Raw genomic sequence first — 13,830 nt, 5'->3', positions numbered from 1 at the left:
TGAATTAGCTTCATATCAAAACAACTATGTTTCCCAGTCCAAAGTTCCCGAACAAAGAAGCCGACCCTCCCGGATCGGCTTCGACAAAGGGTACGACAGTTTCCCCTACGGACGTCCCGCCACCTCGGACAGCACTCGTTGCAAGGCCAAAGACAAGTCGCCCGCCGAAACCGGCTTGAGCAGCACCTCATTGACATTCGTGAACCGCTTGTCGCCATCGGCAGCGATCTGACTGTAACCGGTCAGCATCACAATCGGAATTCCCTGACGAATCCGCCGCAGCTCTTCGGCCAGCACGTGCCCCGGCAGTTCGGGCATCGTCTGATCGGTCACCACGGCATCAAACTGCTCCGGCGACGCTGCAAACAGGCGCAGCGCCTCGACCGGACTGGTCATCGCCTTTACGGAGTATCCCAGGCGTTCGAGCATCCGCGCCGTGACCTGCGCCACCATCGGCTCATCGTCTACGACCAGCAGTCGTCCGCACCCCGCAACGACGGGCCGAGCTGTCGGCTTTGCATCGGCGGCCGGTTCCTCGTCAATCGCGGGCAGATACACGTGGAAACTCGACCCTCGTCCGGGCTGACTTTCGACCAGAATCTCGCCGCCTAATCCTTGCACGATGCCGTGCGTGACGGCCAATCCCATTCCTGTGCCCTTGCCGACCTCTTTCGTGGTGAAGAACGGTTCGAAGATCCGGTGCAAGAGCTTGCGATCAATGCCGCTGCCGGTGTCGCGCACCGTCAGGCAGATATGCGGACCCTGCCGCAGCACGGACGACCGCAAGGCCAGATCCACGCCGACATTCACATTCCGCAACTCCACCTCGATCAATCCCGTAGCCTGTTCCAGCGACTGAAACGCGTTCGTGCACAGATTCAGGATCACCTGATGCACCTGTGTCGGCTCGGCCATTACGACGTGCGAGCCGCTGGACAAATTCGTCTGTAGAATTACCGTGGACGGCAGCGATGCCCGCATCAATTCGAGCGCCTCTTTGACAACCGACTCCATCCGTACGGGCCGCAGCTCCTGATCCACCTGCCGGCTGAATGTCAGAATCTGCCGCACCAGATCACGCGCCCGCCGCGCTGCGGCGATAATCTGTTCGGTCGCGTCGCGGATGCCCGCTTCATCGTCGGTCGCGTCGGCGATCATCTCCGCGTAACCCAAAATCGGCGCCAGCATGTTATTGAAGTCGTGCGCGATGCCGCCCGCCAGCGTGCCGATCGTGTCCATCTTCTGCGCCTGCCGCAATTGCCCTTCGAGCTTGGCCTTCTCGTCCTCGGCACGCTTGCGGTCCGTCATGTCCTGCACCGAAACAAAAACCTTGGACCACGTCTCGCGATGCCCCGGCGCCACGGAAAGATTGATCACAACATGGAGCGTCTGTCCGTCAAACGTTGTCAGTGTCGCTTCGGCTTCGAGCGCGGACCGGCCACCGCATAGTCCAGACAGCTCCTCGACAAACAGATTCGCCGCACTCCCCCGCAGCGCTTCGTTGTAGTGGTCACGGAAATGCTGCTTGCTGCGCGCGCGAAACAGCCGCGTTGTCGCTAAGTTCACGTCAATGATCCGCACGAGCGACATGCAGTGCGTCAGCGCTTCGGGGAATTCCGCGAAGTACTTTTTGAGGTCGGCGATGCCCTGCCCCGCCAGCTTCTCCACGTAGCGTTTGACGTCCGAATAGTCCTCTTCACGCAGCGACACCGGCGAATTGTCAAACAAAGTGCGATAGCGCGCCTCTTCGGCGAGCTTACGCTCGGTAATATCACGGATAAACGCGCTATAGACCGGCGCCTCGCCGCCGCTCAGCACCGATACCGCGAGTTCCATCGGAAACTGGTGACCGTCTCGGTGACGACCGACCATTTCGAGCGTATACACCGCGTCGCCCTCGTGCTGCGCGCGCTCTTGCAAATACTGGCTCAATTGATCGTGCCCGCCCGCTGCGATCAGCGAAGCCAAGTTCAGCCGATCCGTCGCGAAGCCGGCCTCGTAGCCGAACGTGATCTCGGCGCGCGGGTTCCAATCCAGAATGTGCCACGACCGGTCAAACGCGATCACGGCGTCCAGCGCCGTGTCAATGATCAAACGGGTCTGCCGCTGCAGCTTGCGCAGCTCGCCTTCCGTCTGGCGGTGCTCCGCGATTTCAGCTTGCAGCCGCGCGTTGCTTTGCTGTAGATCCTGCGTGCGCTCTTGCACGCGCTGCTGCAGGATGATATTCGATTCAAACAGGGAAAACGCGTTGCCCGCCGAGTCCGTACTCCGCTCGACGCGGCTCATCAGCGCGCGGTTGATCTTCTCAAGGGCGCCGAGTTCCGCTTCCAATTCGGCGATTCGTGCCTGCCAAGTTGCTTCCGCCGACACTACTCGCCTCCGATGGCCACGCCGGTGAAGGTCTGGTTCACGTGCACCGAATTGATCTGCTCGCCGTAAGTATGAAAGCCGATTACGTTGTGGTGTTTCATGATCCGGCCCATGGATTCCTTAATGTCCTTCTCCAGCACTTCAATTTTGCGGAAGAAGCACTCGCAGCCGATAATCACCTGCGGATGCATCCGTCGTTGCAGCGCCTCAAGCGAGTCGCGCAGGTTCTCGACCATGTCCACACCCTCGGCAATCGTCAGCACAAGTCCCTCGTCAATCGCGCAGGCGAATTTGAGCGTCCCGTCGTCGAGCATCTGCATCACAGACCGCACGTAGTACTCGCCGCCGAGCTTCAGCATCACCGGATGCATCGCGAAGATTTCACTCGTCAGGTTATTTTTGTCAAGTCCCAGACAGCGCGCGTATTCTTGTGCCGCCGGTTTGCCGTTGATCTCCAGGACCAGCCGCTCCTCGGGCCGCGCTTGCGTAATCACGAGCTTCGTGTTACTCGGAATGAAATGCTGGGTACGAAAGATCTCAAACGGCAGCGTCGTCGCAAACACGGAAAACGTCGCGGCCTTGGTGTGGAATTCGCCTTTGTAATAGACGTACGTGCTCTTGAAACTGTCGCCGCCCGCTGCCGATCCGCCGACAATCGGGACATTACCCAGCGCGTGATAAAGCTGGCCGATGACTTGCTCTTCCTTGGCGGTCAAACCATCAATTAACAGGAATCCGAACGGCATCGCGCCCGGCAGCTCGACCCGCGCATCGCCGATCTCCGTAGCGACATCGCTCGCGAGCGCTTCAATTGTCTGCGATTCGCACTCTTCTACATTTGGAATGAAATTGGGGTAGACCCGCAGTAGCTTGCTCTCGATTGAGAACGCCGTGATGCTGTGATCACGATAGCCCGCCGGCCCGATCTCGCCCGCTGTCGTGCACCCGACCAGCGGACAGGTGAATGTCTCACACAGCGCCGCTGCCAACTCCTTAAGATCGTAGTCAATAGAACAGAAGAACACCACGGCCGCCATGTTGGGGCAACTCAACGCTTGCGCCAGTTCGGCAACCGCAGCGCGCGGGTCAGACTCCAGGGTCTGCGCGGTATGAACTTTAATGGATTTCGCCTCTTGCATCAGCGATTTTCTCCTCTGGTCGAATGTGAACGTTTTCTTGTGAGGAAATTCTGCGCAATAAACGCGCCATGCCGCAGCAGAATCTGCGAGATTACTCCTGTTATTGTTGACGCATTACATGAGCTTTCGACCTACGGCACGGACAAAAAAACTGGCAGCCGATGGGCCGCCAGTTGATGATGTTGTGTTGTACGCGCTGGTGCGCCGTTGTTATCGGCTGGCGCGTTGGGTAAGCGCGAATCCCTGCGAGCTCATCCAATTGCCGAACACGCGATAGAATTCGTCCGTTCGTTGACTGCTCGGCTTGTCGCGCACCGCTTCAATGGCCGTGATGCTGTCTTCCGCGCGCGTAACATTCCCGGCCGCGAAATACTGTGACCGCTGCCGGAAATCCGAGTCCGCCAACAGAATCCCATGCGCGCCCTGCGTCAGGAATATCTTGAGCTGATGCGACACTTCCGAGAACTGCACAAAGATGTTCCACCCGCTGTAACTCGTCACCCCGCACAGGTCGCTGTCTTTCGTTCCCAAATACGCCCGCAGCACGGGTGAGAACGCAGCGTTCTGCGTCTTCAGCCACCCGACCAAGCCAGCTAACTCGGTTTTTGAAATCGGTGGCTCGCCGTCGGCGATACCTGTCGAACCTGTACCGCCCGACCCGACGCTTGAACTGTAATCACCTTCCGCCGCCCGGCCGACCCCCTCTGGTCCGCTGCCCCTGCCTACGCCGTACGCAGCCGAGCCCGAGCCTTCGCCGCCGCCGCCCACACCGCTTCCGGGCGGTGGCCCGCTGCCGCCGCGACCCGCTCCGATGACGCCCATCTCATCTCCGAAACTGCCCTTGAGCGCCGTCCCCGGCGGCCCACCCGGCACACCGCGCGTCGGCAGCATCGAGGGTTCGAGCGTCTCGGGTCCGCCATAGGTCTTGGGGCCTTCTCGCGCTCCTCCGGCAAAGCCCGGCTCATTGACCTCGACAAACAGGTCTTCGGTCGCCGACGCGACGGGCTTGACAAACATATTGGGAAAGTCCGGCCGCGGACTTTTCGGCACCGGTTCGGTATTGATCGCCTGATTGTCAGACTGCGGCAGGTCCAGCGAGGCCACCGGCTGCATCCGCATCGTGATGGACGGCTTCGCGATCTGTCCGGGCGATCCACCGCCTTTCGACCCCCGCAACCCTCGCGAGGCCGGCGCCGGTTCCAGCCGCTTCAATTCCGGCTTAGGCGGCACAACCCTTGGCGAAAGGTGCAGCGCGATCATCTTCTCTTGCGGCACCTTTTCGGGTTTTCGATCAAACAGCGACGACCACGCATAATACAGCGAAGGTCCGCCGATGACGTGGACGGCAATGCTGATCGCCAGTCCGATCATCAAATTGCGCCCGAGGAAGCGCTTCAGCGCCAGCGAGCCCAAGTGACGATTCATTACATCCGTTTCAACCAAGTTCATCATATATCAGCTAATCCTGCTTATCCATGCCTGAAGATAAGGAACTAAGTTCGAATTGTCGAGCATTTTCGGTGGAATAACAAGCAATTTCGAGTCCTGTTCCGGAAAACGGCGGCCAAGGCCGCCGCTTTTGTGTTTGAATTTCACAACATGGTTCGCTGGGCTTATCCCAGATAGCTCCGCAGCGCGTTCGAGCGCGATGCGTGCCGCAGTCGGCGGAGCGCCTTCTCCTTGATCTGGCGTACGCGTTCACGAGTCAGCTTGAACAATTCGCCAATCTCCTCGAGCGTAAGCGGATGCTCACGGTCGAGTCCGAAATAGAGCCGAATCACCTCGGCCTCACGCGGCGTCAAGGACGATAGCGCCCGTTCAATGTCCTGCCTGAGCGATTCTTTCATCAACGTCGCGTCCGGCGGCGGCTGCGTATCGTTGTGAACGATATCCAGCAAGCGGTTGTCTTCACCTTGCGCGAAGGGCGCGTCAATGGAAAGATGCCGCCCCGACATGCGCAGCGTGTCCGTCACCTCAAATGCCGAAATGTCCAGCGCGTCAGCGATTTCTGATGCGGTCGGTTCGCGCTCATATTCCTGTTCCAGCGACGAGAAGGTCTTGCCGATCTTGTTCAGTGCGCCGACGCGGTTCAGCGGCAAGCGCACGACGCGCGACTGTTCGGCCAGCGCCTGCAGGATGCTCTGGCGGATCCACCACACCGCGTAGGAAATGAACTTATAGCCGCGCGTCTCGTCAAACCGCTTGGCCGCCTTGATCAGGCCCAGATTCCCCTCGTTGATCAGGTCGCCCAGCGACAGCCCCTGATTCTGGTACTGCTTGGCCACCGAAACCACAAATCGGAGGTTGGCCTTGGTCAGCTTCTCGAGGGCAATCTGATCGCCCTTGCGAATGCGCTTTGCGAGCTTTATCTCCTCATCCGGGGTCAGCAGCGGGACTTCGCCGATTTCCTGGAGGTATCGTTCAAGACTTTGATTGGCTCGAATATTCATGTAAATACTGGATAAGTGGGGGGTTGAGGGAGATAATGGAGGTGGGGACGGGTTAACCCATTACTCCATGAACGCTCCCTGTCAAGCAGAAGTTCCCGAGGGGGAGCGCAGAGTAACGATTTCCTCTCAAACCCGCAAGCGCACAATATTGCCTATTGAATAAGACCGGTCGAACTTCTATATTGTGTCTGTTTGCGTCTCTTTTCACAAAGTAAGCTGGGATTCATCATGTTGAAGCTCTATTCTCTACGATTCCCTGCGATTGTGCTGACCCTCGGCCTTGTCATGGCGCTCTTCGTGGCCTGTGACAGCGACGACGACGGCGACTCGCAGCCGACCACGGGAACCCTCAACGGGACCGTTATTTTCCACGGCGACTGGCCGGATTCCGGCACGGTGCAAGTCTCGCTCTTCGAGAACTGGAACAACGAAGGCACTGGCTGCTGGTGGTGCGCGATGTCCGCTGGCGGACCGCCCTCCTACTACACGCCCTCTTCGCATTTCCAGGACCCGGACCCGACCAACACCAGCGCGGCCGACACGCTGACCTTTGCCTTGACCGGTATTACGCTTGGCAGCTATGATGTTGCCGTGGCGGGCTGGCGCGTGCCGGCAGCATCGCAAACCGGCAATGTCGAGTGTGATGAACCCGTGATCGGCATGTACGGCGCGGTCGCCGGTACGAATGACACGATTCCCGACGCGATCACCTTCTCGAGCAACGCCGCCACTCAGGCTGTCGAAATGCACGTCTGGTTCCAGCGTACGCTCCCGGTTGCCGGCTGCAACGATCTGGGCCGCATTGACGGCTCGATCAACTTCACGGGCACTTGGCCCACGGGCGGCTCCGGCGGCATCGCCGCGATCATCACGACCATGCCCTACACGGTATGGGAGCCGGGTGGTATCGCAGGCTATCGCGGTCGTTCGGCCATCACGGATCAGAACAACCCGACCTTCAGCTTTTCGCAGCCGTACGGCAGCTACTACGTCTCGTTCTGGACCAACGAGCAGCCGCCTAACAACAGGTATCTCGGCGCCTACGGAGTCTTCACCAATGTCTCGCCGATTGGCCCCCAGGATGCCGCCAGCGATATGATCACGCTTTCCGCCGACGCTCCGCTGGCCTCACTGCCCGCGATGAACCTCGCCGCGCCCGCGCCGCACTATGTGTCCGGCACGGTCACGTTTACCGGTGAGCGTCCCGCTGTCGGCCTGGCCGTCGTGCTGAGCCCGACGCCTGTGCTGATGGGACCGCCGGCTGGCTGGTACGCGCTCGACCCGACCGAAACCGTCTATGCCCTGACCGGGATGGCCGACGGTACGTTCTATGTTCTGCTCTACGACAACATCACCAACGGCAGCGCGACCCTGCACGGCAGCTACGATGCAGACGAGAATGGTCAAGCGGACCCGCTGGTCTTCGACGGCACGACGCTCGGCCATCTGAATATCAATCTCAGCAACTGAGTTTCGATTTTCACCGCGATTTGTTATCTTCAAGAGCCGTCCGTGACGGCTCTTGTTGTCAACGACCATCTCCGACAAAGCGCTTTCTCATTCTACGGCCCGTTGGGGGCTGAAGAAGCGCGCTAAACGTCTCAGGGGGGATGTTTGACTGTCGTTCAATATGACGACATGAACGTAAATTACCGCGGCGGGAAGACTCCCGCCGCACGATATCTCATATGCAGCGATACATTTATCTATTCTTTCTTGCCGTAACTCTGGTATCGTCTTCCGCCTTCGCCGCCACCGTGCTGCGTGGTACGATCGTGGACAACCACACCGGCGAGGGTTTGCTCGGTGTGAATATTCAGCTTGTCGGCACGTTGCGCGGCACTTCGACCGATGAAGCCGGTCAGTTCCATCTGCACATCCCGGCCGCCGGGCGGCACACTCTGCGGGTTTCGAGTATTGGCTATCGCACGCTCGAACACGAATTCACGATCGCCGCGGACGACACGCAGCGCGTTACGCTCAGCCTCGATCAAGATCCGCTCCAAGCTGATGAAGTCGTGATCACGGCGCAAGCCCGCGAGACGACCGCCCGGCTCTCGACGACGCGCGTTGAAGTCGTGCGTTCCACCGAAGTGCAGGCGCGTGCGCCGAGTTCACTCGACCGCGTGCTCGACGCCGTCCCCGGAGTGGACGTGCACCGCACCGGCGGGGCCATCGTTTCGAACGTCTCGATCCGCGGCTCATCCGACAAGCTCGGCGGCGGCGTGGGCAATCGCACGCTCCTGCTGGTGGACGGCCGGCCCGCCGTGATCTCCGACACCGATGGCGCGAGCTGGTCGCTCTATCCCGAAGATGTCATCGGCCGAGTCGAAGTGGTCAAGGGCGCCTACAGCGCGCTCTATGGCTCAAACGCCATGGGCGGCGTGGTCAATGTCATCACGCATTCGCCCTCACACCGTGAGTACACGCGTATCCGCGCCGGGTACGGGATCTACGAACGCCCGCCGGTTTGGGCGCGCTACACCGAGCGTCTGACTACGCGCAGCGATCTCTCATTCAGCCACTCCAATTCCGTCGGTCGTCTGGGCTACTTCTCGAACTTCACCCGCCGCAATTCAGAAGGCTGGCGGCAGACGTCGGCGCTTGAAAACCTCACGGCGTTCACGAAGCTCGTCTACGACTACACGCCCGAGCGCAACCTGACGCTCTCGACGATTTTCTTGAGCGGCGAGAACGACTATCCGCATCCGTGGGAGAGCCTCGCCGAGCCGCTGCGCGTGCGCGACATCTACAGCAACGACTTACAGCGCAAGCAGACGTTCTCGACCGATCTGGTCTATCGCCGCATCGAATCGCCGCGCTCGAACTATACGCTGCGGCTGTTCTACAACCGCGATCTCACACGTTCGCTGTTCAATCCCTCCAGCGATCCGCGCGACGGCGACACGCCGCTCGACTTTCAGACGCGTTCACTCTCACAGAAGCTCGGTGTACTCGAGCAGTCCACGCGCATTTTGCCCGGCGGGCATACGCTCGTATTCGGCTTTGACGCGACGTGGGATTTTGTGGATGGAGCGCCCGTGTCATATCTTTATGGCAAGCAGCAGGCCTCATCGCTGGCGGGTTTTGCGCAGGACGATTGGACCGTGCATCCGCGGATGCATCTGACCGCCGGAGGGCGTCTTGACCACCGGCATCTGGTGGGCGGCCGCACCACCAAGCAGCTCTCGCCCAAGGCTGGCATGTCTTACGAGGCCTTGCAGAATCTCGTGTTGCGCGGCTCGGTCGGTCATGCATTCCGCAATCCTTCGATTGCCGAGATGTTCTTGAAGCGCGTCGGCACGCAGGACTACGAGTTTGAACCGAACCCTGATCTCGATCCCGAGACCGTGGATTTCGGCGAGATTGGCGTCAACTACCGGTTGAACGATCACGCCGTGATTGACGCGGCTGGATTCTACTACAATTACAAAGACATCATTCGTTGGCAGGTGTTGGCGGGCGGCACGTTCAAGACAGAGAATCTAGCCGATGCGCAGATTCAGGGCGGCGAATTCAGCCTGCGCAGCGCCTGGCCGCGCAATGTGAACACGGTGTTCAGCGCGACCTATCTGAACACCGACATCAACGATCAGGGGCCGCTGACCTACGTTCCCGAATGGCGCTTCTTCGTCGGTGCGGAATACACGCACCGCCGCACGACTTACGGCGTTGAAGCGCGCCATGTCACGAAGACGGACACGGTGGTGTTCTATCAGAATGACGCACCCGACGCCTACACACTCGTTGCGGCGCGCATGGCGTTTCAATTCCGCCAGAGCACGCGTCTGAGTTTGCACGTCGAGAACCTGCTCAATGACGCCTACGAGGAGATGGAGCGCTACCGCATGCCCCCGCGCACGTTTCGCGTCGAGCTGCTCTACGACTTCGACATCTCCCGCAAGGACGACTGATTGCGCGTGACGCGCCGCGTGACCTGTTATTAGTTTTGTTGTGCTTGGACGCAAAGCGGGCAGCCTTATGGGCTGCCCGCTTTGCATAGGGTGTGGTGAGTACCGCGCTACCGTTTGGCCTGCGGTTCGACTTTGACTAAGTACATGTCGCTGTCGCCTTCGCCGTAGGAAGTGGTTGTCCCCGAGAGGATGTAGCCGTATTCGGCGGCCTGCACTTCATAACAGATTTCATCGCCGGGTCCGCCGATCGCGGTGCTCCACAACAGCGTCCCCTGTTCGTCAATCTTGAACAGCAGCGCATCGCGCGCGCCCGCGCCCCACGAGCGCGTCGAACCGGCGATCACATAGCCGCCGTATTCGGCCAGCACCGAGAACGCTTGATCGTCACCGGGTCCGCCAAAGCTCTTGGTCCAGAGGGTATCGCCCAAACTGTCCGTGCGCACGATCCAGCAGTCATAGCCGCGCACGTCCTGCGGACAACCGCCCGCGGAGCCGACCAGGAGGTAGCCACCGTCTCCCGTCTGCGCCAGCGCATTGCCTTCGCAGAAGCCGCTCTGGAAGTAGACATGCTCGCGCACGACGGCGCCCTTCCAATCTACTTCCGTAAATAGCCAACCCGCTTCTTCTTCGCAGGGCCGCACGGTCTTCTTCTTGTCTTCCACCCACGGGAAGGGCGGATTCTCCTCGGGCAGCAGCGGACGCGCCGCCGCCGGAATAGTGCGCGTCAACCCCAACGCCGCAATGTGTCCGTTGCTGATTTCGATAATCGCGTTGGCCTGCTCGCCTGTGAAGTTGCGCGTCCACACGACCGTGCCGGGCTTGTTCATTTTGACGAGATGGTAGCCGCCCTGCAAGTCGAGTGCATTGCGCCCAGCGCTCACGAAGCCGCCGCCGCGCGCGTGCAGGATGTCTTCGGAAAAGTCACCGCCGCGATCCTGCGAGATGCGCGACCACTCGATGTCGCCTTCGTCATCGGTCTTGACGACATACAAGTCCGTGCCGAAGCCGCCCGCACCTCGTGTGGAGCCGGCCAGCACGAAGCCGCCGTCGTTCGTAGCCCGCACGGTGCGCGCCGCAGAAATCCCGGCACCGGGATAGAGCCGGTCAAACAGCAGATCGCCGTGGCGGCCCAACCGCTTCAGGCACATCTGGCGATTGCCCTGTTCATCAATGCAATCGCCTGCGACGGCAAAACCGTCCTCGAGCGCGATCACGGCATAGGCGCCGTCATCTTCAGGGCCGCCGAAGTGCCGTGCCCAAGCAGGTTCTGGCGCACGCTCGTTGCCCGGCATCATGGAGACCGGGAATTGTGCGAACAACGACGCCGCGCACGACAGCATGGTCATGCACAACGTCAGGTAGCGAGTAGCAGAAGAGTGTCTCACAAGAGTCGTCACATCGCTCCAAATTCCAGTCCATAGTCCGGGAGCACCTGTCCCAAGGGCAGCGGCTCACGGTGTTGCCATCTCGCCTGTGCTAACGCGATCAGCGTCGCCGTCTGGGGATGGTGCGCCCACTCATCCGGAAAGATCCGCTCGCCGAATGTGCCGATTTCGCGGGGCAGCGTAAGGCAGCCGGGGCCGCACAGCGCGCTGTCGGCGGGGATTGCGTCCTCTAAGGCAGTGGGTGCAACGACCACCCGGTGACGGGCATCGCGACCGAAACTCTCAACAAACCAGCGCTCTTTGCGCGCTTGGACCACGACCGTTACGGTGTCGTGATTCGGCAACAGGTTGTGCGCGAGCACCTCGAACGAGGGCACAGGCCACACTGGAATATCCAAACCTCGTGCCAACCCTTGCGCAAAGGCAAACCCGACCCGCAAACCCGTAAAAGAGCCCGGCCCAGCCCCTATAGCAATTGCGGCAAGCTCCGCCTGAGAGCAATTTACGTCACTCAGGAGGTCCCGGAACGCCCCAATCAGGCTGTCGCGATCAGGCAACATGACGGCGCGCTGCCGCCCGTTGCCGGCGATTCCGAGGAGCGTCTCCTTCCCGGAGCTGTCCAGAGCGAGGATCATCGGCGCGGCTCCGTGAGCAGGATTTGGCGTTCGCTCATGTTCGGGAGAATGTCAACGTGAATTCTATAGCAATTGTCCGGCAGCAGGTCGGCGACACGTTCAGGCCATTCGATGACGAACACGCCGTCGCGTTCGAAGTACTCTTCGAGTCCGAGTGCTACAAAGTCCTGAATCCCTTGCAGGCGGTAGAGGTCGGCGTGGAAGAACGGGACCCGGCCGGCGTATTCGAGGACGTAGTTGAACGTCGGCGAGACGATTTCATCCGTTACACCGAGTCCACGGCCCACGCCGCGGGCGATAACGGATTTCCCTGCTCCGAGTTCACCGCTCAGACAGACGACATCGCCCGGGCCAAGCCGCTGTGCAAGCGACTCAGCCCAGGCGAGAGTCTCTTCTACCGACCGGGTGATCAACCCTGGTAATCGTAAATCATGATGGGCGCGATTCCCAGCATGCGCAGGTAAATCGTCAGTGCGCCGCGATGGTGCCAGTGTTCGTCCACGGCGAAGAACGGGAACTGCCAAGCATCAAAGGAGGTGCCGTAGGCGTCCACTTTGCGGTTGAGCTCCGCATCGGTGACGCTTTCCCATGTTTTCATCGCTGACGCGAACATGTCATCCACGAACTTATTAAGATCGGCCTTGGTCTTGATGTCCGCTTTGGTGTCTTCGCAGAACGTGCCTTCCTTGGTCATCTTCATCATTGAATCGAGGCACCCGTACATGTGCTGCACGGTTTCGGAGAAGGTGCGCACGGCATCGGTTGGCTTGTAGTCCAATTTGTCGGCCGGAATCTGGTCAACGATGCGGCGGGTGACGCCGTGGATCATGTGGAAGTAGTCGAGGCGGGGCTGAATCATCATCTTCGACATCTGCATGGGGGGGTCCTTGTAAGTCGTGTTTCTGGGTGTTCGTGCTAACAATGGTCGGAACGGGAGTTATTTACAAACAGAAGTTTAGCATTTCTTCTTGTGCTTGCTGGTGCAAGGCTCCCGTTTGACCGCCTCGGTCAATATATGAACATTTGGGCAAGAAGTCAAGAGGAGGGGCAAATCAAAACAGCTGAATGCCGGCCAGTAGCTGGACGCCGTGCGTCTTGGCTTCGGGCGCAGGGTAGCCGGGTACGTTCTCGGCCCAGCCGCCCATGTTGGTCAGGCCGCGATTGTATTTGAGTTCGAGTGTGATGGCGCGGCTGCCGAGTTGAAAATCGAGACCGCCGCCGATGTTGAGCGAGAAGTTCACATCTTCCCATGTGCCGTTGGAGTCCCAGTATTCGTCATCAATGGCAACTCCGTCTTTGACGGTGATGCCGACTTCCGGGCCGATTTCCACGAAGGGCCGCACGGTGGGGATGGGCAGGTAATAGACTGCGAACGGCGTGAAGGTCAACTCGTCGGCGATGATGCTAACATCTTCATTGAATATTTCGAACTTGGCGCCCTTTTGCGCGTAGAGCACATCTCCGCGAATGGCGAAACCCTCGAGGATCACGAGCGGAATTTCGCCCCAAAGGCCTGCAACCAAGCCGGTGCGTGTGGTGGTTTCGGATGCGATGGGATGCACGAGCACGTCTTCTTCGACGTTGCCGAACATCAAGCCGCCTTTGACGCCGAAGCGCGGGGAAGCGAAGGCTGTTGACGTCAGCAAGCAGCAGAGCAGTAGGATGGATAGTGTTTTCATGAATAGGGAAGTTATAGTGATGCTATTGTAGCGTCCAGCTTGCTGGGCAAGAGACGGCGAATAGCTGTAGTATCATGCGCGCAACTTGGGTTGCGGGGCACCCGCGGCGGGTGCCGCCGCGAGATTGCGCTTGGATGATGCGATCCCGCTTGGGGGATTTTGCCCAGCGAGCTGGGCGCTACAGCGGAGCGGATTCCGGCGGGGAACCGCGCTGACGCGCTTAATCCCCTCCGGCGAATTCGGGTGTGTTGTTCTTCA

The 13,830-nt window shown here is 59.9% G+C and carries 11 protein-coding genes; 2 read left to right on the top strand and 9 right to left on the bottom strand.

The window, feature by feature from the left end:
* Nucleotides 1-105 precede the first annotated feature (105 nt).
* The 4 genes from IPH10_13410 to IPH10_13395 form a co-directional block, all read right to left on the bottom strand.
* Entirely contained in the window at nucleotides 106-2,370 is a 2,265-nt protein-coding gene (locus tag IPH10_13410; protein MBK6911902.1) for a PAS domain S-box protein, read from the bottom strand.
* Complete coding sequence (locus IPH10_13405; GenBank protein MBK6911901.1) at nucleotides 2,370-3,509, bottom strand: FIST C-terminal domain-containing protein; 1,140 nt, start codon at nucleotides 3,507-3,509, stop codon at nucleotides 2,370-2,372. The genes IPH10_13410 and IPH10_13405 overlap by 1 nt, the downstream gene beginning before the upstream one ends.
* Nucleotides 3,510-3,719: 210 nt before the next feature.
* Complete coding sequence (locus IPH10_13400; GenBank protein ID MBK6911900.1) at nucleotides 3,720-4,961, bottom strand: hypothetical protein; 1,242 nt, start codon at nucleotides 4,959-4,961, stop codon at nucleotides 3,720-3,722.
* A 161-nt stretch (nucleotides 4,962-5,122) separates the two neighbouring features.
* Nucleotides 5,123-5,959, bottom strand: coding sequence for an RNA polymerase sigma factor RpoD/SigA (locus IPH10_13395; protein ID MBK6911899.1), 837 nt, complete (start codon nucleotides 5,957-5,959; stop codon nucleotides 5,123-5,125).
* Between the two features lie 228 nt (nucleotides 5,960-6,187).
* Here IPH10_13395 and IPH10_13390 point away from each other — a divergent pair, with 228 nt between their 5' ends.
* Together IPH10_13390 and IPH10_13385 are read left to right on the top strand one after the other, a co-directional pair.
* A complete protein-coding gene (locus IPH10_13390; GenBank protein ID MBK6911898.1) occupies nucleotides 6,188-7,429 on the top strand; it encodes a hypothetical protein in 1,242 nt (413 codons plus the stop codon).
* 218 nt (nucleotides 7,430-7,647) lie between these two features.
* A complete protein-coding gene (locus IPH10_13385) occupies nucleotides 7,648-9,873 on the top strand; it encodes a TonB-dependent receptor (protein ID MBK6911897.1) in 2,226 nt (741 codons plus the stop codon).
* 107 nt (nucleotides 9,874-9,980) lie between these two features.
* On the opposite strand, the gene IPH10_13380 is transcribed toward IPH10_13385, so the two are convergent.
* The 5 genes from IPH10_13380 to IPH10_13360 form a co-directional block, all read right to left on the bottom strand.
* Nucleotides 9,981-11,258: a hypothetical protein gene (locus IPH10_13380; GenBank protein MBK6911896.1), complete on the bottom strand. Its 1,278-nt coding sequence runs from the start codon at nucleotides 11,256-11,258 to the stop codon at nucleotides 9,981-9,983.
* A gap of 8 nt (nucleotides 11,259-11,266) precedes the next feature.
* The gene (tsaB, locus tag IPH10_13375) at nucleotides 11,267-11,893 is read right to left on the bottom strand and encodes a tRNA (adenosine(37)-N6)-threonylcarbamoyltransferase complex dimerization subunit type 1 TsaB (protein MBK6911895.1); all 627 of its coding nucleotides are present in this window, start codon (nucleotides 11,891-11,893) and stop codon (nucleotides 11,267-11,269) included.
* Nucleotides 11,890-12,306, bottom strand: coding sequence for a tRNA (adenosine(37)-N6)-threonylcarbamoyltransferase complex ATPase subunit type 1 TsaE (gene tsaE / locus IPH10_13370; protein MBK6911894.1), 417 nt, complete (start codon nucleotides 12,304-12,306; stop codon nucleotides 11,890-11,892). The genes tsaB and tsaE overlap by 4 nt, the downstream gene beginning before the upstream one ends.
* Nucleotides 12,303-12,770: a DinB family protein gene (locus IPH10_13365; protein MBK6911893.1), complete on the bottom strand. Its 468-nt coding sequence runs from the start codon at nucleotides 12,768-12,770 to the stop codon at nucleotides 12,303-12,305. The genes tsaE and IPH10_13365 overlap by 4 nt, the downstream gene beginning before the upstream one ends.
* Before the next feature lie 175 nt (nucleotides 12,771-12,945).
* Entirely contained in the window at nucleotides 12,946-13,572 is a 627-nt protein-coding gene (locus tag IPH10_13360; protein MBK6911892.1) for a PorT family protein, read from the bottom strand.
* Nucleotides 13,573-13,830: the final 258 nt, after the last annotated feature.

It is taken from the genome of bacterium, assembly GCA_016702305.1.
Lineage (GTDB): Bacteria > Electryoneota > RPQS01 > RPQS01 > RPQS01 > JABWCQ01.
The sequence above is the reverse complement of the archived record's forward strand: the minus strand, read 5'-3'. Positions and strand labels throughout refer to the sequence as shown.